At 61.6% G+C, this 24,369-nt stretch carries 17 protein-coding genes and 1 pseudogene; 13 read left to right on the top strand and 5 right to left on the bottom strand.

Annotated elements, in window-relative coordinates:
- The 3 genes and pseudogenes from K5R88_RS03570 to K5R88_RS03560 all read right to left on the bottom strand — a co-directional run bounded on the left by K5R88_RS03570 (position 1) and on the right by K5R88_RS03560 (position 3,141).
- Positions 1 to 1,199, bottom strand: a pseudogene (locus K5R88_RS03570) (LLM class flavin-dependent oxidoreductase).
- Positions 1,200 to 1,338: 139 nt separating this feature from the next.
- A complete protein-coding gene (locus K5R88_RS03565; protein ID WP_192229261.1) occupies positions 1,339 to 2,070 on the bottom strand; it encodes a class II aldolase/adducin family protein in 732 nt (243 codons plus the stop codon).
- A 15-nt stretch (positions 2,071 to 2,085) separates the two neighbouring features.
- On the bottom strand, positions 2,086 to 3,141 hold the full coding sequence (locus tag K5R88_RS03560) for an ABC transporter substrate-binding protein (protein WP_192229260.1): 1,056 nt from the start codon (positions 3,139 to 3,141) through the stop codon (positions 2,086 to 2,088).
- Positions 3,142 to 3,578: 437 nt separating this feature from the next.
- Between K5R88_RS03560 and K5R88_RS03555 the strand changes: the two genes are divergently transcribed.
- The 13 genes from K5R88_RS03555 (at position 3,579) to K5R88_RS03495 (ending at position 21,555) form a co-directional block, all read left to right on the top strand.
- Entirely contained in the window at positions 3,579 to 4,847 is a 1,269-nt protein-coding gene (locus K5R88_RS03555) for an acyl-CoA dehydrogenase family protein (RefSeq protein WP_008042551.1), read from the top strand.
- 356 nt (positions 4,848 to 5,203) lie between these two features.
- Entirely contained in the window at positions 5,204 to 6,985 is a 1,782-nt protein-coding gene (locus K5R88_RS03550; protein ID WP_226299206.1) for an ABC transporter ATP-binding protein, read from the top strand.
- Positions 6,978 to 8,846 carry an ABC transporter ATP-binding protein gene (locus tag K5R88_RS03545; RefSeq protein WP_207286629.1) on the top strand — a complete coding sequence of 623 codons (1,869 nt, stop codon included), beginning with the start codon at positions 6,978 to 6,980 and terminating at the stop codon, positions 8,844 to 8,846. Before K5R88_RS03550 ends, K5R88_RS03545 begins: the two co-directional genes overlap by 8 nt.
- A 377-nt stretch (positions 8,847 to 9,223) precedes the next feature.
- Entirely contained in the window at positions 9,224 to 10,384 is a 1,161-nt protein-coding gene (locus K5R88_RS03540; protein WP_192417597.1) for an LLM class flavin-dependent oxidoreductase, read from the top strand.
- 20 nt (positions 10,385 to 10,404) lie between these two features.
- Positions 10,405 to 11,457, top strand: coding sequence for an ABC transporter substrate-binding protein (locus tag K5R88_RS03535; protein WP_008029138.1), 1,053 nt, complete (start codon positions 10,405 to 10,407; stop codon positions 11,455 to 11,457).
- 36 nt (positions 11,458 to 11,493) lie between these two features.
- Complete coding sequence (locus K5R88_RS03530; protein ID WP_008029136.1) at positions 11,494 to 12,552, top strand: ABC transporter substrate-binding protein; 1,059 nt, start codon at positions 11,494 to 11,496, stop codon at positions 12,550 to 12,552.
- Positions 12,553 to 12,942: 390 nt separating this feature from the next.
- Positions 12,943 to 15,213, top strand: a complete 2,271-nt coding sequence (locus tag K5R88_RS03525) for a TonB-dependent receptor (RefSeq protein WP_226299205.1) — start codon at positions 12,943 to 12,945, stop codon at positions 15,211 to 15,213.
- A 259-nt stretch (positions 15,214 to 15,472) separates the two neighbouring features.
- The gene (locus K5R88_RS03520) at positions 15,473 to 17,935 is read left to right on the top strand and encodes a TonB-dependent receptor plug domain-containing protein (RefSeq protein WP_223452681.1); all 2,463 of its coding nucleotides are present in this window, start codon (positions 15,473 to 15,475) and stop codon (positions 17,933 to 17,935) included.
- A 228-nt stretch (positions 17,936 to 18,163) separates the two neighbouring features.
- Positions 18,164 to 18,925: an ABC transporter permease gene (locus K5R88_RS03515; RefSeq protein ID WP_008029130.1), complete on the top strand. Its 762-nt coding sequence runs from the start codon at positions 18,164 to 18,166 to the stop codon at positions 18,923 to 18,925.
- 9 nt (positions 18,926 to 18,934) lie between these two features.
- A complete protein-coding gene (locus tag K5R88_RS03510) occupies positions 18,935 to 19,696 on the top strand; it encodes an ABC transporter permease (RefSeq protein WP_226299204.1) in 762 nt (253 codons plus the stop codon).
- A gap of 13 nt (positions 19,697 to 19,709) precedes the next feature.
- Positions 19,710 to 20,504: an ABC transporter ATP-binding protein gene (locus K5R88_RS03505; protein ID WP_226299203.1), complete on the top strand. Its 795-nt coding sequence runs from the start codon at positions 19,710 to 19,712 to the stop codon at positions 20,502 to 20,504.
- A gap of 245 nt (positions 20,505 to 20,749) precedes the next feature.
- Positions 20,750 to 20,911 (top strand): hypothetical protein, encoded by a 162-nt coding sequence (locus tag K5R88_RS03500; protein ID WP_177318177.1) that lies wholly within the window; start codon positions 20,750 to 20,752, stop codon positions 20,909 to 20,911.
- 53 nt (positions 20,912 to 20,964) lie between these two features.
- Entirely contained in the window at positions 20,965 to 21,555 is a 591-nt protein-coding gene (locus K5R88_RS03495) for a helix-turn-helix domain-containing protein (RefSeq protein WP_162130711.1), read from the top strand.
- Between the two features lie 452 nt (positions 21,556 to 22,007).
- On the opposite strand, the gene K5R88_RS03490 is transcribed toward K5R88_RS03495, so the two are convergent.
- Positions 22,008 to 22,517 (bottom strand): hypothetical protein, encoded by a 510-nt coding sequence (locus tag K5R88_RS03490; protein ID WP_081500240.1) that lies wholly within the window; start codon positions 22,515 to 22,517, stop codon positions 22,008 to 22,010.
- A 492-nt stretch (positions 22,518 to 23,009) separates the two neighbouring features.
- Positions 23,010 to 24,356: a glutamine synthetase family protein gene (locus K5R88_RS03485; RefSeq protein WP_226300232.1), complete on the bottom strand. Its 1,347-nt coding sequence runs from the start codon at positions 24,354 to 24,356 to the stop codon at positions 23,010 to 23,012.
- Positions 24,357 to 24,369 lie beyond the last annotated feature (13 nt).

Genomic DNA, 24,369 nt, shown 5'->3' with positions numbered 1-24,369 from the left:
TCAGACTCGCTCGGTCACTGCTACACGCCGTGGTGCCGGTGTGCTGACACCCAATTGCGGCACGTCGAAACCGTGATCCAGATCGAGCAACGGGAACAGTAGATCCGCCACCCGGTGCGCTTCATCGATCAGCGGGAAACCGGACAGAATGAATGCCGATGTGCCCTGCGCTTCGTATTCGCGAATACGCTCGGCGACCTGCTCGGCGCTGCCCACCAGGTAAGTGCCGGCTGCCGGGCCGAGGATGTTGAAGCCGAACAGGCTCGGGCCGAGCCAGACGTTCGGGTAGATCTCCAGGTCCCGGGCCTTGGGCAAACGGCCGGCGCGAATGGCCTCGACGTTGCGCTGGATCTGCGCATCGTCGCTGTGGAAGGTCTCCAGGGTTTCGCCGGGCGGCAATTGACGTTCGATGGCCGTGCGCGCGGTTTGCAGCGAGGTACGTTGCAAGAGTTTCTCGGCGTGGGCCCAGGCCTCTTCCTCGGTTTCGCGAACGATGATTTGCAGGCGCGTGCCGAAGGTCAGCTCACGGCCGATTTTCGCGGCTTCTGCTGCGACCTTGCGGAATTTCTCGCCGAGTTTCGGCGGGGTGTTGGCGAAGCTCAGGTACACGTCGAGCAGTTGCACCGAGTGCGCGACACCCGGCCCCGACGTGCCCGCGCCCCACAGTGGGATGCCAGGCTTTTGCTTCGGCGGATGCCAGCCCCCCAGCGGATGATTCGCGGCAGCCGCTGAACGGGGGCGAGCTTGACGTACTGACCGTCGAACCCCGAGGTGTCCCCGGCGTAGAAGCTCTGGAACGCACGCCAGTATTCGAGGCTGAAGTCATAACGTTCGTCGTGGGGGTAATGCACGCCGAGGGTGGCAAGGCCGGCGTCATTGCCGTTGACCACGTTGAACAGCAGGCGGCCGTTGGAGAATTGATCGAAGGTCAGCGCCCACTTGGCCAACACGGCTGGCGACAGTTCACCGGGGTGTTGCGCGACCAGGAAGCGCAGGCGTTTCGTGGCGTCGATCAGAGCGGCCGAGACAGCGAGGCTTTCGTTGGGGCTGGAACCCAGCAGCGAACCGTAGTAACCGAGACGGTCGCTGGCCACGGCGAGTTGTTTCAGATGTTCGAAATCGGTTGTCCAGCGGCCTTCGGGTTCCCACGGATAAGGCCCGTCGGGGGTGGTGAGGTACCAGAGAATTTTTACAGCCATGGGTGTGTTCCTTGTAGGGGCAATGCACCTATGTAGGAGCCGGCTTGCTGGCGATGGCGTCAGTGAAATCGGTGCAAGGCTCGAGGCCCTATCGCCAGCAAGCCGGCTCCTACAGGGGATGGTGGTGGCCTGGAGATTGTTAGCTGCGACGGTCGATGGCTGGCACCAGGCCCAGCTCGGTGGCTTTGTCGTACAGGCCGCTCATTTTCCATTGCTGGGTCAATACGCCAGGGCCATAGGCGCGGGAGCCGCCGAGGGCGTCGGCGAGCAATTGCAGTTGCGCGCCCTCCTCCAGCAACAGGATGAATTCGGCAGTGGCGCGCAGCCCTTGTTTGCCCCACACGGTGGAGCCGCCGTTGGCTTCGAGAATCGCCAGGTTGAAGGGGTTTTCGGCAATCTTGTCGAGGATGAAATCGACTTCCGGCTGCCGGCGGTCGATGTACACCGGCAACTCCCGGGCGAGCTGATAACGCTGCACCGGCACGTAGTGGAACGGCAGCGTGCGGTGGGTTTGCGCCCAGGCGCCGAGGTATGGCGAGTGCACATGGGACACGGTGGTCACATCGGCATGTTGCTGGAACAGTTTGGTGTAACGCCCCAACCCACCCTTGCCTTTGCCGAAGATCACCTTGCCTTCGAAGTCGGTGACCGTGGCTTGCAGCGGCTTGCGGTAATTCCACGGGCCGCCGTAGTTCACCGACACCAACAGCTCCTGGCCCGGTACGCGCTCGATGAAACCAACGGTGCCGTTGGCGGTGATGGTGTTGGTTTCACGGAACACGGTGAAGGCTTCTTCAGCCTCGACCAGCACCTTGTCGATGAAGTTTTTCAGTTCTTCGCTGATCAGTTGTTCGTTGATGAGGACGGTCATGGCAATTCTCCAGAGTCAGGCGCGGCGCTTGGCCAACAGTTCATGAGCGGCTTGCAACGGGCGCGGATCGACCCAGTCGGCGATGGAAAAATCGCGTTCGAGGAAGCCGTGCAGGTAAAGGAAATCTTTCTGGGTATCGAGAAATTCCAGACGCTGTGCCGACAGGTCAGGCGCCAGCGTGGTGTGGAATTCACCGCGATAGGCTTCGGCGACACCGGCACTGCCGGCGCGGGTTTCTTCTTCGAGAATCGCGTTCAGCGCCTCGCGATTGTTCGCTGCCCAATCGGCGGCGCTGAGGGTTTGCGCGAGGAAGCGCACGACCAGGTCGAAATGGTTGTCCAGCAGGCTCTGGTGGACCGTGATCGGGCGCGGCGTGCCATTGTTGATGCGATAGCGCGGCTCGGCGATCAGGTCGAGATCAATGCCCACCACCAGCCCGAGACGCCGCGCGGCATCGGCGGCGGACGCGCCTTTGACGTACACCGCGTCAACTTCACCGCGCACCAGGTAATCGAGGCCCGACCAAAGGCGTTGCAAGCCCTCTTGAGGATTCGCCGCCTGCTCCTGGTTTTGCAGCGCCACTTCCACCAGTTCGACGTCATCGAAGCCCAGCCCCGCCAGGCTCAACGCGCCTTTGTAGCCGTGCAGGCTCATGGCCCGAGCGATGCTGCCGGGGCGGGTTTCACCCCAGGCCGGCAGCGCCAGACGCTTGCCCTTTAGGTCTTGCGGACGACGAATGCCGGAGTCCGGGCGAACCAGGATGGTTTGCCACTCTTCGATCCAGGTCAGGCCGATCAGGCGACTCGGCGCACCAGCGGCACGTGCCGCCAGGGCCGGTACGTTACCGCCTTCGCGAAACAGGCCCGGCAACTCGTGATCGTAGTGGTGATGACCCAGTTGCCGGGCCTCCTGCAAGGTCGACACCGGCAGGCCGTCAGCGGCGAATTCTTCGCTGAGCCAGCCGAGTTTGTAGGCGATGCCGGAAGCGGTCGGCACCGGGCAACGGGTGAACCAGATCTGCTCCAGTTCAGCCGGGGCAGCGGGTCGGGATTGTTTGGCAGCAAGCGTCATGGGCAGCTCCGTGGTTGGGCAAGTGTCTGTTGCCAGAGCTATTGCAGCGCCCGTGCCAAGAGCTGAAACGCCCGGTTTACGGGGCTTTGCGCCTGGCATCGAGCAAACAACCGACGCTGGTTGCTGGCCTGCCAGCAGCATTGCGCGGCGACTGCTGCTGGCCGAGCAGTCGCCTCCCCGGCATTGCTTCCCCAGCAACACCACCCCGCCCAACCCCTTGCCGGGCGGGCGTTCCAGCCCTTGGCGCAGAACTTGCTCAAGGCCCTTCAACGCCCGTGAAACACCGATCCCCCTTGTAGGAGCCGGCTTGCTGGCGATGGCGGCGGATCAAACAACATTGATGTCGCCTGATGCACCGCCATCGCCAGCAAGCCGGCTCCTACAAGGATCGCGCTGAATTTTCGGCCATCATCCGATCCATTATCAGAGGTACAGCAATGAGCAAGGTCGAACACAACCCCGCCGGACAACTGATACAAGAACAGGCGCCGATCCGCCTGCTGGACAGCGAGGCACAAGCCATCGCCGTGGCCAGGGACATCGCCCGGGAGATTGCCGAGATCGCCGCCGACGCCAGTCAGAACGGCCAACTGCCACGGCGTCAGGCGCAACTGTTGTCGGAGAGCGGCTTGACCGCCATTGGCGTGCCCAAGGCGTTTGGCGGCCTCGGCGCTTCGGTGGAAACCATCGTCGAAACCGTGCGCCTCATCTCGGTGGCCGACGGCGGCGTCGGTCAGTTGCTGCAAATCCACAACGTCATGCTGCGAGGGATTTTTACCGGGTACTCCGACGAGATTCGCGACCGACTGGTTCGCGATGTATTGGCCGGCAAGCGTTTCGGCAATGCCCTGGCGGAAGTCGGCGGCAAGAACAAATTCGCCCTCAAGACTCGCGTCGAACGCCGCGCCGACGGCAAGTTGATCCTCAATGGCAGCAAGTTCTACTCCACCGGTTCCTACCTGGCCGAGTGGATTTCCCTGACCGCCGCCAGTGATGACGGCGGTGCCGGGGTGCTGCTCAATCGCAACACACCGGGCCTGACGCTGGTGGACGACTGGGAAGCGTTCGGCCAGAAAAACTCGGTCAGCGGCACAGTGATTTTCGACAACATCGAACTCGACGAAGGTTTTGTCTCCCAGCGCAAAGGGCCGATGAAACGCACCGGGCTGACCTTCCCGCAGATTCTCCACGCGGCCATCGACACCGGCATTGCCGAAGGTGCGCTGTCGGCTGCGGTGGACTACCTGAATCACAATGCGCGGCCGTGGGTGGAAAGCGGCGTCGATCACGCCAATCAGGAGCCGCACATCATCAAGCAGATCGGCGAATACGCCGTGGCCCTGCGCGGCGCGCAATCGCTGCTGCGCGACGCGGCGCGGGTGTTCGATCAGCACGAACTGGACCCGGACAACAAGGAACTGCAGGACGAGCTGATTCTGTCGGTGGCCACCGCCCGTGCCCACTCCGACGCGGCGTCGCTGAAAATCTCCAGCGACATTTTCTCCCTGCTTGGCGCCAGTTCCTCGCTGAGCAAATGGAACCTCGACCGCTTCTGGCGCAACGCAAGGGTCCACACCACCCACGACCCGATCCGCTGGCGCCTGCACCACGTCGGCAACTACTACCTCAACGGCGTCGACCCCGGCGAATACACCGCGATCCTCAACGCCAAGGAAAAACAGGGCGCGACCAGCCCCGGACGGTGATCCCCCAGACACCGCCTCCCCTTGTAGGAGCCCGACGATGGCGTCCTCGAAATCGATGCAAATCCAAAGGCCCCATCGCCAGCAAGCCGGCTCCTACAGGTTCGGCGTTCCACCTGAACAAATGCAAAACCCTGTAGGAGCGAGGCTTGCCCGCGAAGGCGCCCTAAAGCCCTATGCAAAAACCAAAGGCCCCATCGCCAGCAAGCCGGCTCCTACAGGTTCGGCGTTCCACCTGAACAAATGCAAAACCCTGTAGGAGCTGGCTTGCCGGCGATGGCGTCCTCGAAATCGATGCAAATTCAAAGGCCCCATCGCCGGCAACCTGATCGTGTCCGCACACCACACAGAGCTTTTTCATGATCGAAAAACATCCTCTCTTGCGCAGCCTGGCGATTTACCGGGAGATGCCCTGGCGCTTCGCCCTGGTGGCGGCGTTGTACATCGCGGTGAACCTCGGGCTGGTCTGGCAGCAATGGCTGATCGGCCACGCCGTCAACGACGTCAGCGCCGGCCGCGCGGTTGTCCGGCAAGCCGATGGCAGTCTCGACGCCAGCCTCGGCTGGTACTGGTTGTGGCTGATGCTCGCCGTGGCGTTCGGCCGTGGCGTGTTGCAATACGCCGCCAGCGTGCTGTCGCTGGTGCTCAGCCAGGAACTGCTGACGCGCCTGCGCGAGCGCATCCTGCAGCAGGTGCAAACCCTGCACCTGGGTTATCACTGGCAGCACGGCATGGGCGAAATGATCACCCGCACCACCCGCGATGCCGACAAGGTGCGCGATGCGCTGATCAGCTTCTGGCGCCAGGTGGTGGAAACCCCGCTGGTGGTGCTGGCCACCGTCGGCCTGCTGAGCTGGTACAACCCACTGCTCGGGTTGGTGCCGCTGTTGCTGACGGTGTTCGGCCTGTGGATTTTCGTGCGCCAGACCGAACGCCTGGTCAGCCTCGACCGCGCCGTCGGCGAGGCCTACGACCGGGTCAATCAGGACCTCAGCGAAGGCATCGGCGGCGTGCGGGTGATCAAATCGTTTGGCCTGGAACACAGCCGCATCCAGCGTTTCGCCGGGCAGGTGGCGGTGTTCGCCGAGCACGCCCGCCAGGCCCTCGCCTATTCCAGTTCGCGGATTCCGCTGCCTCAAGCGGTCGTCGCACTGGGGCATGTGTGGATCCTGGTGTACGGCGCGCACCTGGTGGCCACCGCGCAATTGGGTATCGGTGAACTGGTGACCTCACTGCTGATCGCCACCACCCTGGTGTTCCGCATCGAAGGCATTGGCCGGGTGATGCAGACCTTCGCCGACGCACGCTCCAGCGCCGAAAGGATCTGGCAACTGCTGGACGAGCCTGCGGCGATCCGCAGCGGCAACGCAATCCTGCCCGATACGCCGCTGGGGCTGAAACTGGAACACGTCAACGTCAGCGCACCGGGTGGCGGCCTGGACATTCTTCATGACTGCTCACTGACCGTGCAGCCCGGCGAAATCGTCGCGCTCGTCGGCGCCACCGGCACTGGCAAAAGTCTATTGGCAAGCCTGCTGCCACGCCTCAGCGACATCAATTCCGGACGTCTGCTGATCGGTTCGGACAGCGCCGGCTGGCAAGACATTCGCCAGTTGAACCTCGACGAATTGCGGCGCCGGGTGCACGTGGTGCCGCAGGAAAGCTTCCTGTTTTCCGACACCCTGGCGGCCAACCTGCGCCTGACCGCACCCGACGCCAGCGATCAACAACTGCGTCACGGTTTGCGCCTCGCCGCCGCCGAAGACGTGCTGGAACGCCTGCCGCACGGCCTGGCCACGCCACTGGGGGATCGCGGCGTGACCTTGTCCGGCGGCCAGCGCCAGCGTCTGAGCCTGGCTCGCGCGCTGCTTGGCGAGCCGGACATTCTGTGCCTGGACGACGCCACCAGCGCGCTGGATGCGATCAGTGAACGCCAGGTACTCAACAACATTCGCCAGTTGCGCCGCGATCAGGGCCGGGCCACCACGTTGCTGGTGATCTCCAGCAAGCTCTCGACCATCCTCCTGGCCGACCGCGTGCTGATGCTGCAGGACGGCAAAATCGCCGCCAACGGCACCCACGAAGCATTACTCAAAACCCATCCGGACTACCGCGACCTGCTAGGGATCGACCATGGCTAACCCAATCGCCGGCAAGGCCTTGAGCGATATCGAAATCGAAGAAATGCTCGCCCGCAAGGCCCTCGACCGCAGCATGTTCAGTCGGCTATTGCCGCTGCTGAAACCGATTCGCCGGCACATTGTCGGCGTCATCGGCATTGAACTGCTGCTGGTGTTCACGGTGTTTCTGCGGCCGTGGTTTGTCCGTGAGTTGCTCGACCGTGGGCTGATTCAACAGAACGATCATTGGTTGCTGGACGAACGTTTGGTGCTGTGGCTCGGCCTCGGATTGGCGGCCAGTTGGCTCGGGCGCTTCCTGCTCGCCGGTGTCTCGCAGTTTGTCGCGGGCAGCGCGGCGATCCGCGTACTCAATGACTTGCGGGTGCGCGTATTTGCCCATGTGCAGAGCTTGAGTGTCAGCTACTTCGACCGGACCAAGGCCGGGCGGATCATTTCTCGCGCCGACCGCGATGTCGACGCCCTCGAACCGCTGCTGATTCAGGGCCCACCCGAACTGCTGGGCGCATTGCTACGCTGTGGCCTTGCCTCGGTGATGTTGTGGCGGATCGACCCGCGATTCTTTCTCAGCCTCGCCGCCACGGTGCCGTTGCTGGTGTTGGCGACCTGGAGTTTCAAACGCATTTCCCAACGCAACTGGGCCAAGGTCGCGGAAAACCGCAGCCGTTTCACCGCGCATCTGGTGGAGAGCGTCAGCGGCGCACGCATGTTGCAACAATGCGCCCAGCAAGCGCCCAACCTGCGGCGCTATCGCGGCTTGCTGGATGATTTCAATCAGGCGCTGATTCGCGGCAGCCTGCGATCCAGCTGGTTTGCACCGTTCACCGCGCTGCTCAGCTCCGCCGGCATGGCGGTGTTGTTGCTGGTGGGCGCTTATGGTCTGGCGCAGGCGGATGTCACCGTGGGCCAGGTCGCGGAAAGCCTGTTTTATGTGTTCCTGTTTCTCGGGCCGTTGCAGGAACTGTCGGACCTGTTCGAGCGTTACGCCACCGGATCGGCCTCAGCGCAGCGGATCTTTTTGCTGCTCGACACGCGCCCGGAGATCAGCGACAGCACCACCCCGCAACGCCTGGGCAAGGCCCGCGGCGAAGTCAGTTTTGAACGGGTGCGGTTTGCCTACGATGCCAGCGGCGCTTCACCGGTGATCAATAACCTCGACCTGCAGATTCCGGCCGGCGAAGTGCTGGCGATCGTCGGCCCGTCAGGCCATGGCAAGAGCACGCTGGTGCAGTTGCTGACGCGTTTTTACGAGGTGCAGTCGGGGGCGGTGAAGCTCGATGGCGTTGATATCCGCGACCTCACCCAGCATGAACTGCGGCGCAACGTCGGCGTGGTGCTGCAGGACAATGTGCTGTTCAGCGGCAGCATCCTCGACAACCTGCGCCTCGCCGCGCCGCAGGCGGACGATGCCCGGCTGATTGCTGCTGCCCGGGAGCTGGGAGCGGACGAAGTGCTGGAACGCCTGCCGCATCAGTACCAGACCGAAGTAGGGCCGCTGGGAGGGCACTTGAGCCATGGCCAGCGGCAACTGGTGTGCCTGGTGCGCGCCTACCTCGCGGACCCGGCGGTGCTGGTGCTGGACGAAGCGACTTCGGCGGTCGACATCCACACCGAGCGACGCATTCAGCGCGCGTTCCGCCGACTGTGCGAGGGCCGCACCGCGATCATCATCGCCCACCGTCTGGCAACCATTCGTGATGCCGACCGCATTGCAGTGATCCGTCATGGCCGCCTGGTCGAACAAGGGCCGCACAGCCAATTGATCGACCAGGGCGGCGCCTATGCGGCGTTGTACCAGACCTATCTGCGCAGCGCCGAAGCGGGTGCGTCGATCGACGATATCGTCGCCACCGCACCGGCGTAACGAAAACCGCAATCGCTTGTAGGAGCCGGCTTGCTGGCGATGCGGATTGCGCGGTGTGTCAGGCAGGCCGCCATCGCTGGCAGGCCAGCTCCCACAGGGGATTGGCGTCGTACACGAAACCTGTAGGAGCCGGCTTGCCGGCGATAGCAATCTGCAAAACACCACAAAACCCTCTGCTGCACCCCGAACAACCATTGCTGACAGACTGCTGCTACAGCAGCACCTCCCACCGCCAACACCGCTTCTCCCCCCGTCAAACCCCCGCCCCTTCGGCCCCAAACCCACCCCGCCGACCATGGCATGTCCGTTGCAACCACCCCTGCCAAGGCGTCCTCGCACCTGCGCGACGCAACGCGTACTTGAATCAGGAGCATCCCATGAGCACTGAATTTTTCTGGCGTCTGCCGCTGGGCACCGATGGTCCGCAACTGACCACCGACAAACACAATCGTGGCAATCCGGACTATCGACCGGGCAACATCGCACCGGGGCGTTTGCCCAACGGCGAACCGGATGACTTCACTTACATCGACTACATCGCCCAGGTCGCGAAAGCGGCGGAACTGGCCGGGTTCGAAGGCGCCCTGCTGCCCACCGGCCCGGAGCCGTGGATTGCCGCAGCGGCCTTGGCCCGGGAAACCCGCCGGATCAAATTCCTGATCGCCTTCCAGGCCACCTGGACCTTGCCGGCCTATGCCGCGCAACAAGCGGCCATCCTGCAAAACCTCAGTCGCGGCCGCCTGGAGTGGAACATCATCACCGGCGGCAACCCGGCCAGTCAGCGGGCCAACGGTGACTTCCTCGAACACGACCTGCGCTACAAGCGCACCGGCGAATTCCTCGACATCATCCAGGGTCTTTGGCAGAACGAACGCTTCTCCTACGACGGCGATATCTACCAACTGGAGAACGGCGCCCTGCCCCATGGTTTGCAAAACGAACGCAAACCCGGCGTGTATTTCTCCGGTTTTTCCGATGCCGCGCTGGATGTCGCCGCCAAACATGCCGACGTTTACCTGAACTGGGCCGAGCCGATCGACAAGCTCAAGCCGCACATCGAGCGGGTCCGCGAACTGGCGGACAAACAAGGTCGCAGCGTGCGCTTCGGACTGCGCGTCGACCTGTTCGCCCGCGAAACCGAAGAGCAGGCCTGGAAAGATCTGCGCCGCCAGTTCGACAAGCTCGAAGGCAAGAGCAGCGTGGTCGCCAAAGGCTTTACCAGCGGTTCCGATTCAGTCGGTGGCGCACGGCAAACGGCTTACCACCAGAACGTCGATCGCTTTGATGACCTGATCATTGGCCCGAACCTGTGGGCCGGTTTCGCCAAGGCCAAACCCGGGCCGACCGTGGGCCTGGTGGGCAGTCACCAGAACATCGCGGAACGCCTGTCGGAATACCGCGACGCCGGTTTCTCGACCTTCATCCTCGCCGGCAATCCGCACCTGGAAGAAGCCCTGCGCATCGGGCAGGAAGTGCTGCCGCTGGTGCACCAGCGCCCTGTCGCCCAACCGCAAACCCACTTGAAGGCCAGCGCCTGAGCGCGGCGGGAGAATCATTCATGACGCAAGCCCTCGACACCCTCTGGTACACCCGCTGCCCGGTCCCGACCGGGCTCGGTATCGCCGTGCAAAAAGGCTGGCTGCAAGACACCGTCGGCGCGCTCGGCACCGAGGTTCAATCGCTGCGCGAGTCCACTGACAAAGCGGTTCGCGAATCTCACTTCGATCACACCTTGCGCAACTCGGTGCGCCACGGCGGCAACATCCCGGCAATCTGGGCCCGTGCGCAGGGCCGGGAAACCCGGGTCATCGGCCTGTCCTGGGCTGATGAAGTGCAACTGATCCTGACCCGCGCCGACAGCGGCATCAAAACCGTCAAGGACCTCAAGGACCGTCGTTTCGGCCTGCCGGACTGGGCCGGCGCGCAGATCGACTTCACCCGCGCCCAGGCCCTGCGCGGCCTGGAAAACGCCCTGAAACTCGAAGGCCTGCAAGTCGGCGACGTGCAATTGGTGAACTTCCGTTATGACGGCACGTTCAGCGACCCGCAGGTGCAAACCGTCAACGGCACGCCGGTCAGCGCGCAGCGGGTCGAGGGGCGCAACCTGGAACTGGTGGGCCTGCTGCGCGGTGAGGTCGATGCGATTTTCCTCAAGGGCGCGAGTGCCGCCCGGCAGGCCCACGAGTTTGGCTTGCACACGGTGATCGACACCGGTTCGCACCCGGAACCGCTGATTCGCAGCAACAACGGCACCCCGCGCACACTGGCCGTGGACCTGAACCTGCTGGACCAGCATTTCGATGTGGCCACCGGCATTCTTGATTCGGTGCTGCGCGCCGAACAATGGGCGCACACCCATCCGGAAGAAACCCGTCGCTACCTGGCTCGGGAAACCAACAGCAGCGAGTACTGGGTCAGCGCCGCGTATGGCGACGACGCGCACCTGCGCCTGCGCACCGAACTCGACGAACAGGCCATCGCCGCGTTGCAGGATTTCACCCACTTCCTGCATCGCTGGCGCTTCATCCCGAAAAGCTTCGACGTGCGCGACTGGATCGATCCACGGCCGCTGCAAGCGCTGCTGGCAACACCCACCGCACTGGCTGGCTAACCCGCCGGATTTCATGGATTGGAACTGAAGACCCTTATGAGCAAACCACTCGATACCCTTTGGTACACCCACAGCCCGGTGCCCACCGGGCTTGGCATCGCCGTGCAGTCCGGACGCCTGGCGGAAGCCTTTCTGCCGTTCGGCACCAATATCCAGTCCTTGCGCGAGTCCAGTGAACGGGAAGTTCGCGAAGCTCATTACGACCATCACCTGAAAAATTCGGTGCGCCACGGCGGCAATATTCCAGCGATCTGGGCCTACGCCAGCGGCGTGCAAACCCGCGTACTGGGGTTGTCCTGGAGCGACGAGGTGCAGTTGATCCTGACCACTGCGGAAAGCGGCGTGAAGAGCATTCGCGACCTGAAGAACCGCCGCTTCGGCCTGCCGAAATGGGCCAACGTGCAGATCGATTTCACTCGCGCCCAGGCCCTGCGCGGACTGGAAAACGCCCTCAAGCTTGAGGGCCTGGAGGTGTCCGACGTCGAGCTGGTGGATTATCCCTACGGCGGTACTTACAGCGACGATCAAAAACAGCATGTCTTCGGCTCGGAAGTCAGCCTCGGTGTCACGCGCTTCAGCAAGCGCAACAACGAACTGATCGGACTGCTGCGCGGCGACATCGACGCGATTTTCCTCAAGGGTGCGCACGCCGTGCACCTGGCGAACGAATTCGGCTTGCAGGTGGTGGTCGATACCGGCTCGCACCCTGACCCGCTGATTCGCTCGAACAACGGTACGCCACGGACCCTGACCGTGGACACGCACCTGCTGCACGAACATTTCGATGCCAGCGTGAAAATCGTCGACACCGTGCTGCGCACCGAGCAATGGGCGTGGGCCAATCCGGAAGAAACCCGACGCTTTTTGGCGCGGGAACTCAATACCAGCGAGTACTGGGTGGCCGCTGCGTACGGTGAGGATGCGCATCGGCGTTTGCGCACAACCCTGGATGCGCGCTCGATTGAAGCGTTGCAGGATTTCACCGATTTCCTGCATCGCTGGGATTTCATTCCACGCCGGTTCGATGTGCGTGAGTGGATTGATTTCAGCGTGCTGGAAAAGGTGATTGGTTCGACGTCACGATTGGCGGTTTGAGGTTTTTTGTCATTTGTGAGGGCGCCTTCGCGGGCAAGCCTCGCTCCTACAGGGGTTGTGTGTCGTTCAAATTTATTGTGGCCGACACACATCGCCTGTAGGAGCGAGTCCCCAAGCCCCACACACTGCTCGCCCAGCAACACACCCCCGCCCCACTCCTGCTGCTCCAGCAACACCCGCCAAGCAACTTTCTGCTGAATCCCCGACAGGCACTTAGCGCCAGACTGGATCCAACTAACTCACTTATTAAAAATCGCCTGTAATAGCAACTTCAAAAAACTATTTAATCGTTATATTTCAATTAGTTAACAAAACTAACATCCCTAAAAAATAATCTGGCACGATCTCTGCTCTACCCCTATTAGCGAAACTTTAACGGGGGAGATTCACATGCATAAACTTAATCCAATCACCAAGAGTATCTGGTTAACCTTGCTGCTGTCCGGGGGGACTGTCAGCGAGGGGCTGCTGGCGGCGCAATCCAAGAACGCGGACAGCGACAAGACCACCACGGAGCCTTCACTCAAGACGGTCACCGTCACCGCTCAACACCGGGAAGAAACCCTGCAAGAGGTTCCGGTGGCCGTGTCGGCGGTACAGGGCACCAGCCTGATAGCCGATGGCGTGCGCAATATCGGCGACATCACCACATTCGTTCCCAACGTAGCGGCGAAGAACCCCGACGGTGATGGCCGGCCGCGTTGGTACATTCGTGGCCTCGGCACCGGTGATACGGGCGCGGCCACGGTGTTCCCGGTGGGGATCTACGCCGATGACGTGTACCTGAACGCGCCGATTGCCGGTGGCGGGCCGTTGTTCGACCTGGAACGCGTGGAGATTCTGCGCGGTCCGCAAGGCACGCTGTACGGCAAGAACACCACTGCCGGCGCGGTGAACATCATTTCCAAAAAGCCGACTTTCGACACTGACGGTTTCGGCACCATTGGCTTCGGCAGCAAGAACGAACGCATCGTCAGCGGTGCCCTCGGCGGCGCGCTGGTGGATGAAAAACTCGCCGCACGGGTGGCGCTGTATTCCGAAGAGCGCGACGGTTTCCAGAAGAACCTCGTCGACGACAACACCTACGGCGACGTCAACAAGAAAGCCGTACGCCTGCAATTCCTCGCCCAGTTGAACCCTGACCTGGATGCCCTGCTGAAGATCCACAGCCGTGAATTCAAAGGCGATGGCAGCAACGGCTCGCTGGCCGTCGGGCGTTACTACAACGTCGGTTATCAACGACCCAACGGGCGCGACACCGCGCTGAACGTCAACGAGGACTCCAAGCTTGATCATGACGGCACGTCGCTGACCCTGAACTGGAATTTGGGTGATTACACCCTGACATCGATCAGCGCTTATGACTACATCCGTGGCCAGTCCACCAGCGATGCCGACTACACGCCTTTTGAGGTGAACGGCGCAGCGATTTCCGATAACAAATACACCCAGTACTCGCAAGAAATCCGCCTGGCGTCGCCGCAGCAGGAGACCCTGCGCTGGCTTGCCGGTGCGCATTACTTCCACGAAGACCTCGACAGCTCGGCCCAGCGCATCATCACGCCCGGCCCGACACCGAACGGCACCGGCTCGAACCAGACCGGCGGCGCCACCGATTTTCGTGACCTCAACTTCGACCACACCACCGACAGCTATGCGTTGTTCGGCAACCTGACCTACGACTTCACCGACGACTTCAGCGTCACCGGTGGCCTGCGCTGGACCCAGGAAAAGAAAGACATCGACCTCAACCTGACCCAACTGACCCGCACCACCGCCAACGGCCCGCTGGTACCACTGGGCGGCGCCGGCACCAACGGCAATCGTCAGGAAGACAAGACCTGGGAAGCCTGGACGTACGACCTGACGCCGGAATACCGGATCAACGACAACGTGCGCGTGTTCTTCCGTTATGCCCATGGCTTCCGTTCCGGCGGCTTCAACACCGGGCTGTCGACCAGCCTTGCGCAACTGACCACGGTTGATCCGGAACAACTCGATGCCTACGAAATCGGCCTCAAGTCCGAGTGGTTCGACCATCGCCTGACGGCCAACGCCAACATTTTCTACTACGACTATTCGGACATTCAGGTGAACCTGCTGACGGTCAACAACGGGGTGTTGACCACCGCGCTGACCAACGGCGCCAAGGGTACGGTCAAGGGCGCCGAGCTGGAGCTCGAAGGCCAGCCGACGGACTACCTGCACTTGCGGGCGGCGGTGTCGTTCCTCGACACCGAGTACACCGACTTCAAAAACACCAACCCGAACACAGGCGCCGTCACCGGTGACTACAGCGGCAACAGCTTCGTGCGTTCGCCACGCAACGTGGTGTCGCTCGGCGCCGATTACACCTTCCCGCTGGAAATCGGCGGCAAGCTGGTGGCCGGCGGTGACGTGAGTTTTCGCGACAAGGAATACTTCCTCGCCGATCGCCAGAGCAGCGCCGACAAGACGCTCAGCCAGCCCCATTACACCCTGGCCAACACCCGCCTGAGCTGGTTCAGCCCGGATGAAAAACTCAGCGTCACGGGTTTCGTCAACAACCTCACCGACCGCCGCTACCAGGTCCATGGCCGGCCCAACGGCACCCTCGGTCAGTACGTCATCACCTACGGCGACCCACGCACCGTCGGCCTGAGCGTGACCAGCCGCTTCTGATCCCGGTTCACACACCTCTCCTGTAGGAGCCGGCTTGCTGGCGATGGGGCCCGTGAGCCCTGCATCGCCGGTTAGGACGCTATCGCCGGCAAGCCGGCTCCTACAAGGGTCGTGTCGTCCGCAATTTATGTAACACCGCTCAACCTGTAGGAGCTGGCTTGCCAGCGATGGGGCCCTGAAGGCGCGCATCGCCGGTTAGGACGCCATCGCCAGCAAGCCGGCTCCTACAAGGTCCGCGCACTTTTGGAAGGACTCTTTTATGTTCCATCGCACTCCGTTGGCCGGCGCTATTGCGCTGGTCATTGGCAGCCTTGCCGTGCCTGTTTCGGCTGCCGAAACCCAACCCACCGCCAGCGGCGATCACCTGGACACTGTCGTGGTGCTCGGTACCCGGCGCAGTGATGTCACCGCACTGGAAAGCGCCGCGCCGGTAGACGTCTTGACCGGCGAGCAATTGCAGCAGACCGGTGCCAGCGACCTGTCCGGTGCGCTCACGGCCCTGTCGCCCTCGTTCAGCTATCCGCAATCGCCCCAGGGCGCGTTCGCCGGTTCCATCGCTCAGGGCGCTTCGTTGCGAGGCCTCGCTTCCGACCAGGTGCTGGTGCTGGTCAACGGCAAGCGCCGCCACACCAGCGCCAACGTCACGCGGCAAAGCCTGGTCAATGGCCGTGGCGCCGCCGCGGTCGACCTGAGCCTGATTCCCTTGAGCTCGATCCAGCGCGTCGAAATCCTGCGCGACGGCGCCGCCGCTCAATACGGCTCCGACGCCATCGCCGGGGTGATCAACATCGTGCTCAAGGAAAAGGACGACGGCGGCAACCTCGGTTACCGCTTCGGCGGCTACGACAAGGGTGACGGCATCCAGCGCAAGCTCAGCGGCTGGAAAGGTTTCGCCCTGCCCAACGACGGCTTCCTGACCCTGAGTTTCGACGCCGGCAGCCAGGACCCGGCCAGCGACACCAACCCTGACAACCGGATCTTCTACCCCGGCTCCACCAGCATCAACACGCCGCGCGAGCAGAACAACCGCTACCGCACCTGGCGCTGGGGCTCGGGCAATGTCTCGGACCAGTACAACTTCGCCGCCAACAGCGAAGTCGGCATCGGCGACGGTCTGACGGCCTACGGTTTCGCCACCTACTCGCACAAAAACACCGACGCCGAAGGCTTCTTCGACCCGCCCACCACCCTGCGCAACAACTACAGCAGCACCGCGTTGCAGCGCTTCCCGGACGGGCGCCTGCCGATCACGCGCTACTCGCTGGAAGACTATGCGCTGACCGGCGGCCTGCGTTACGAAGACGACCTTCTGGGTAAATTCGACTTCGCCGTGAACCATGGCAACAACACCCTGAAGTCCACCGACCGTAACGCGATCAACCCCAGCTGGGGCGCCACCAGCCCGGAAAAAATCTTCACCGGCGAACGGGAGGCCGATCAGACCAACGTGACGCTGGACTGGGTGCGGGATTTCCCCACCGACCTGCTGTTCAAGCCGCTGACGCTCTCGGCTGGCCTGGCCTGGCGTCAGGAGAATTACGAGCTGAGCGCCGGCGAAGCGGCAGGCTGGCAGAACGGCCCGTTGTTCAACACCGTCGACCCGGTCACCGGCCGGCGCATTCCGGGTTACTACTCGGGCATCACCCAGGTCGATGCGGCTTCACTGGACCGCAACGTGCTGGGTGCCTACATCGACGTCGAAGGGCAGATCACCGAGAAATTCCAGGCCGGCGTCGCGGTGCGCACCGAGCACTATTCGGACTTCGGCGACACCACCAACGGCAAACTGTCGCTGCGTTATGACTTCACTCCGCAGATCGCCGCACGGGCCACGGCCAGCACGGGTTATCGCGCGCCGTCGCTGGTGCAGAGCGGCTTGTCTTCGTTCAGCGTGCAGGTGGTCGAGCAGCCGCCCGGCAGCGGCAACTTCGTCGAAGTGCAGCAACGCACATTGCGCGCCGACAGCCCGGAAGCGGCGCTGCTGGGCGGCAAGTCGCTGAAACCGGAAGAGTCCACCAGTTATTCCCTGGGCCTGGTCTGGCGCCCGTTGGCCAACGCGTCGGTGACGCTGGACGCCTACCGGATCGACATCGACAACCGCATCACCCTCTCCGATCAGTTGCCAGCGGCGGTGGTGTCGCCGATTTTCGCTGGCACGCCCTACGCGAATATCCAGAGCGCGGCCTTCTACACCAACGTTGCCGACACCCGCACCGACGGGATCGAGCTGATGGGTAACTATCAGCTGGACCTGCAGCAATGGGGCCGCCTGAACCTGAGCAGCGGCATCAGCCAGAACAACACGAAAATCACCGCCCTGCGAGATGTCGGCAATATCAAGGGTTCGCAGATTGTCGGCCGTACCACCCAGGGCCTGATCGAGGACGGTACACCGGAAACCAAACTGGTGCTGAGCGCCAACTGGCTGTTTGATGAGTGGGGTGTGACCGTGGCTCAGCGTCGTTACGGTGAATGGAAAAGCCTCAACGCCACCAACCCGACCCTGGACCAGACCTACAGCCCGCAATGGGTCACGGACCTGGATGTGTCGTACACCTTCAACAAGGCGCTGAAGCTGTCGGTGGGCGCGATCAACCTGTTCGACACGCACCCGGACAAGGCGGAAGGCGCGCAGTTGTACGGCGTACCGAAATACTCGATCACCAGCCCTGAAGGTGCGCAGGGTGCGTTCTATTACACCAGCGTCAGTTACGAGTTCTGAGGCGGGTGCTGATGGGGTGTTGCTGGGGCAGCAATGGGTGTTGGCATGGCATCAATGTGCGGTGCATAGGCTGACGCCTTCGCGGGCAAGCCTCGCTCCTACAGGTTACGCATTGTCCCTGTAGGAGCGAGGCTTGCCCGCGAAGGCGTCAGTGCGATCAACCACTCTCTGTGCGATGGCACAGCTCTTGCGATACCCCTGCGGTACTTCGCCGAAATAAGACCCGCCATGCGTACCCGACGTCTGTTGTTTTCCCTGACCTGGCTCATCTCCCCTGCCGCCCTGCTGTTGCTCTGGGCGGTGGTGGCCGAGGCCGGGATTTTCCCGCGCAACCTGCTCGTCCCGCCCGCTCAGGTGTGGCAGACCTTCGAGGAATTGTCGGCCAGCGGTGAGCTGCTCGACCACTTGCTCAACAGCCTGTCACGGCTGGGGCTGGGTTTCGGCATCGGCTCGCTGCTGGGCCTGGCGTTCGGGGTGCTGATGGCGTTGTCGAAGAACGTCGAGATCTACTGCTCGCCGCTGTTCCACACCCTGCGCCAGATCCCCAGCATCGCGCTGATCCCGATGTTTGTGCTGCTGTTCGGCATCGATGAAACCTTCAAGATCATCATCGTCGCCAAGACCGCGTTCTTCCCGGTGGCGCTGGCCGCCAGCGAAGGGGTCAAGGCCATTCCGCGCAGCTACTTCGAAGTCGCCGATGTGTATCGCCTGCGCTGGCCGACGTTTGTCCGCGCGATCGCCCTGCCCGCTGCCGCGCCGCCGATCATCACCGGTTTTCGCATCAGCCTGACCCGCGCCTGGGTGGTGTTGGTGGCCACCGAGTTGCTGGCCGCCGACAGCGGTCTGGGGCAGATGATCGAAATGAGCCGGCAGATGTTGCGCATTGATGTGGTGATGGTCGGGATTGTGGTGACCGGCGTTATCGGTTTCGCCCTGGACTTCACCTTCCGCCAACTGGAACAGCGGCTGTTCCGCTGGCAGACCCGCTAGGAGCCGATGATGATTCGATTGCTTGCCAAATCCCGTGGCCTGCTGCTGCCGCTGTTGTTGATCGGCGGCTGGGAATACCTGTCGCGCCAGGGTGCCGCCGGCGCGTACGCCTTTGTGCCGTTGTCGGCGATCGGTACGGCGTTGCTTGAACTGTTGGCCAACGGCGAGTTGCTGGTGAACCTGCTGGCCAGTCTGGCCCGCACCAGCACCGGCCTGGCACTGGGGATTGTCTTCGGCGTGCTGCTGGGGGTGCTGATGGCGCTGTCGGCTGTGGCCAATCGGCTGGTCGGACCGCTGTTTCATTCGATCCGCCAGGTACCGATGCTCGGCTGGATTCCGTTGATCGCCATGTGGTTTGGCAATGGCGAGTTTTCCAAAGTGTTGATCGTCAGTCTCGCGGCGTTCTATCCGATGGTCCTCAACACGTATCAGGGTTTCAGCCATGTCGAGAAGCGCTATCGCGAGGTCGGCCAGGTGCTGGTGCTGAGCCGCCGGCAACGCTTTCGTCATGTGCTGCTGCCGGCGGCGCTGCCGAGCATTGCCACCGGCGTGCTGCATGCGCTGGCGTTTGCCTGGGTCACTGCGGTAGGCAGCGAACTGTTCCTGTCTTCGGGCGCCGGCCTGGGCAACCTGATGATGAACGCCGAAGCCGGCTCACGCATGGAAGTCATCGTCCTCAGCGTGCTGTGCATCGGCCTCTGCGGTTACCTGATGACCCTGCTGTTCACTCTTCTTAGCCGCCATCTGCTGCGCTGGCGCAACATTCGCTGAAAGGCCGATAACCATGAACGCAATTGCCCAACACGCTGTGCCACACAGCACCTCATTACACACCGGTGCGCTGCAGATTCGCGGCCTGAGCAAGGCCTACCGGATCGAAGGCCAGCCTTTTCCGGTGCTGCAGCAGATCAATCTCGACGTGCGTCCCGGTGAGTTCGTCAGCATTGTCGGTGCCAGCGGTTGCGGTAAGTCGACGCTGCTGCGGCTGGTCGTCGGGCTGGAAGACGACTATGAAGGCGACATTCTGCTGGATGGCAAACGGGTGGTCGGCACCAGCCTGGAACGCGGGATCGTGTTTCAGGATCATCGACTGTTTCCGTGGATGACCCTGAGCCAGAACATTGCCCTGGCGCTGAAAAACCATCCGTTGTCCAAGGTTGAAAAGGACCGTTTGGTGGCCGAGCACATTGCGCTGGTCAACCTCGAAGGTTTTGAAAACGCCTACCCCCACCAGTTGTCCGGCGGCATGGCGCAGCGCGCGGCCATCGCCCGCGCACTGATCAACCAACCGAAAGTGCTGCTGCTCGACGAACCCCTCGGCGCCCTCGACGCCTTGACCCGGGTGCGCCTGCAACATGAGTTGCAACGGATCTGGGTGCAACAGCGCTGCACGGTGATCATGGTCACCCACGACATCGAAGAAGCGCTGTACCTGGGCGATCGGGTCATCGTGATGGACGCCCACCCGGGCCGGATCAAGCACGAAATCAAGGTCGACCTGCCCCATCCACGGGACCGGGCTTCAACGGTTTTGCAGGGGTACAAGGAACAATTGCTGGAGGAACTGGTGGGGCATTAAACGCTGGACCTGTAGGAGCCGGCTTGCTGGCGATTGAAGCGACGCGGTGCATCTGACACACCGCGTCGATCCGATCGCCAGCAAGCCGGCTCCTACAGGGTCAGGGGGCATCCAGAGCCCTTCTGGCAGCTGGTTTTTAAAAGAACCAAAAGGAATTAATAAATACATAAACAGTATTTATCGTTATAAAAATATCCGCGTAGTCTCAGACCATCCCGTCATTCACCACGACAGTGAAGAGCCCTATGAATCCGACCGCCAACATCATCGACTTCGCCAGCTACCGCAAACGCAAACAAGCGCAGCAACGGGCACGGGCCATGTGGGAAATGTATGCACGCAATGCTGGCCTGCAGGCCTTTCAGTGGGTTCAGGCCTCGCGTTCGACCGAGACTCGTCAGGCGTGAATACACAAAACCCCTCGCGCTTTCTGGCGAGCGCTGACGAACCCGTGCTGGACCTGAACAACCTCGAATCACTGGAAGAAGACCCGATCTGCGAGCGGGTCGCGCAAAACCTGCAACGCCTGCGGGGCAAGCGTCACCTGTCCCTCGACGCCCTCGCGCGACAATGCGGTGTGAGCCGGGCGATGCTCGCGCAGATCGAATCCGGACGCAGCGTGCCGTCGATCAAAGTGCTGTGCAAGATCGCCAAAGGCTTGAAGGTTTCGGTGGCCGCATTTCTTGAACATCGGGCCTTTGAAGGGGTGGCCGTGTTATCGGCAAGCCAGAGCAAACGCCTGGTCAGCGCCAGCGGCGCCTTTGTCAGCCGAGCGCTGTTCCCGTTTGACGTGGCGCGCCAATCGGAGTTTTACGAACTGCGCCTGAGCCCATTGGGAGAGGACGTTTCCGAGGGCCATGGCCCCGGCGTCCAGGAGAACCTGGTGGTTTCGCAGGGCGTACTGGAAATCAGCGTCAACGACGAACGCTACCTGCTTTCCACCGGCGATTCGATCCTGTTTTACGCCGACCAGCCCCACCGCTATCGCAACCCGGCGGACAGTGAAGCGGTGGCGTATCTGGTGGTGACTTACCCGGAACGCCTCGACTGACAAAACCGGCTTTCGGGTGATGGCGGCTTTGCTGACGCCATCGCCAGCAAGCCGGCTCCTACAGGTTAGGTGGTCAACTCCAACTCATCGAACGACGCAAACATTGTAGGAGCCGGCTTGCTGGCGATGGCGATCTCAAGTACGCCTTCGCCGGCAAGCCTGGCTCCTACAGGGTCGTGGTTACCGCTATTTTTTCGGACGACATCAAACTGTAGGAGCCGGCTTGCTGGCGATGGCGATCTCAAGTACGCCTTCGCCGGCAAGCCGGCTCCTACAGGGTGGGTGGTCAACTCCAACTCATCGAACGACGCAGACATTGTAGGAGCCGGCTTGCTGGCGATGGCGCCCTCAAATACGCCTTCGCCAGCAAGCCTGGCGCCTACAAAAACAGGACATCAAAAAAGCCCGGCCAATCTTCATTGGCCGGGCTTTTTAATGGCTGTCGCTCAGGATCAGCAGGTGCAGCACATCATCGGCATGCCATTGCAGCTCATCATCATCGGCATGCTGCAATCGTTCATCATTTTCATCATCAGGGTGCAGCAGTTTTTCATCATGTCCATGTTCATGCCCGCCATCGGCATGATTTTGCACATCATGCCGTCAGCCATCATGGTGCATTCCATCACGCACTTCATCGACGGCATCGGCATGCCCATCATCGGCATTGGCATCATCATGTTCATCATCGGCATGGCCATGGCCGCCTGGGACATGCACATCATGCTCATGTTGCCGCAGTGCATCATCATCGGCATGCCGCAGTTCATCATCATCTGCATCATTTCTGCGCTGTTCTTGAACATCGCCATGTCCATGCCAGCGGCCGGCATCATTTTGCACATCATGCCGTCGTCCATCATTTCGCACGTCATGGTCGCCATCATCATCGGCATGCCCATCATCGGCATCATCGGCATGTTGGCGTTCATCGGCATTTGCATCTGCATGGCGTTCATCATGGTGTTGTACCCCAAAGGTTTGAATAGTTGGACGAAGCTGATGGCGCCGATTCTAAGGATTGGACCGGGGGCAACAAGATGACCATCGAACAGCGGAATTTGATGCTGGGGCAGCTTTAACGAGGTGGATGGAACGTCTATTTCTGCCATGACCGCCATTCGGATTTGATTGCAGACACAACCCGATCCACAACGCGGATTTCACGGTTATGGATATGCAGAAGAGGTCTATTTAAATAACCGAAAGAAATAATCGTTCTAACTGAACGAATAATTTTTGAAGCACAGCTTATTTCAGGCAAAAAAAATCCCAGGCAGCTGATGGACGCCTGGGATTTAAAAATGCATAAACCGTGGTGGTGAACGCGGTGCGGATATTACGGAATATTTCACCGTGTAACAAGATATTTTGACTCACCACCTGGTTACTAATCTTTCCAAGTCCTTAAATATCCACACTTTTTTTAAGGTCGAGTGACGAAAAGCAGTCAACTACAAGTACCAGCGATATTCACGTGCATTGATGTCCTGCATAAATGCCAAATGGTCCTGACGCTTGTTTTCGCAGTAGACATTTACAAACTCCGCACCCAATCCCTCACGCAACTGCGCGTTGTGTTGCATGGATTGAACGGCCTCCAGCATCTCCAGCGGGAAGTTGATGCCACTGCTGCGATCTTCATTCAACGGTGCTATCGGTTGACGACCGGTTTCAAGTCCTTGTTCCAACCCGACCAGAATCGCCGCCAACACCAGATACGGGTTGGCATCGGCACCGGCGAGGCGATGTTCGATGCGCAGATTCTTCGCGTCCGACTCAGGAACCCGCAGGCAGGCATCCCGATCTTCGAAGCCCCAACTGGCACGCGTCGCGACATTCACGGTGCCGCTCAAGCGACGCAGCGCATTGTGGTTCGGCGCGAAGATCGGCATGCAATGCGGCAACAGTTCTAGGCAACCGGCCACGGCATGGCGCAGCGGCTGTTGGTCATTGGCCGCTAAAAGGTTATTGCCCGCCTCGTCGTACAGGCTCACATGAACATGCATGCCGCTGCCGGGGTGTTGCAAGTAAGGCTTGGCCATGAAACTGGCGCGGTAGTTGTGCTTGAGCGCCACGCCACGGGTGCTGCGGCAAAACAGCGCCGCCCAGTCGGCAGCCCGCAGGCCGTCATCCAGGTGACCGAAGTTGATCTCGAACTGACCCGGGCCCAGCTCGGCAGTAATCACCGTGGTGTCGATGCCTTGCGCCCGCGCCGTCTCGACCATTTCATCGAGCACCGGCGCAAACCGCGACAGCCGCTCGATGTGCATGTTCGGCTGATCGTCCGCATCGTCGGTCAGCGGATCGCGCGCAAACTGCGGCAAGCCGTCACGCAACTGGCGATCGAACAGGTAGAACTCCAGTTCGAAAGCCACCACCGGGAAAATCCCTTTGCCAGCGAGGCGCTCCAGCACTTGCGCCAGCACTTCCCGTGGCTCGAAGACGATCGGTTTTTCAGTGCCGCTGGAGGTGATCAACATCTGCCCCAGCGGCTGTTTTTCCCAGTTGACGATTTTTAGCGTACCCGGCACCAACCGACGGGGCGCATCCGGGTCGCCGTCGTTGAAACAGTAGTCGCCGATTTTGAACAGCCCGCCTTGAGTGCCGAGCAATACACAATTCTGCGGCAGCTTGAGCGCGCTGCCGGCGGCGACCTTTTCGAGCATCTCGACCGGATAGCGCTTGCCGTAGAAATGCCCCGGGATGTCCAGGGAAATCAGGTCGACGTAGCGCACATCCAGAAAGCGCTGCCGAAATGCGCGCACTTCAGCAACCAGATCAGAGCAGACAGCATCCATCATGTTGTTCCTT

The organism is Pseudomonas sp. MM213, from assembly GCF_020423045.1.
Lineage (GTDB): Bacteria > Pseudomonadota > Gammaproteobacteria > Pseudomonadales > Pseudomonadaceae > Aquipseudomonas > Aquipseudomonas migulae.
This window is presented reverse-complemented; position numbering and strand designations above follow the sequence as displayed.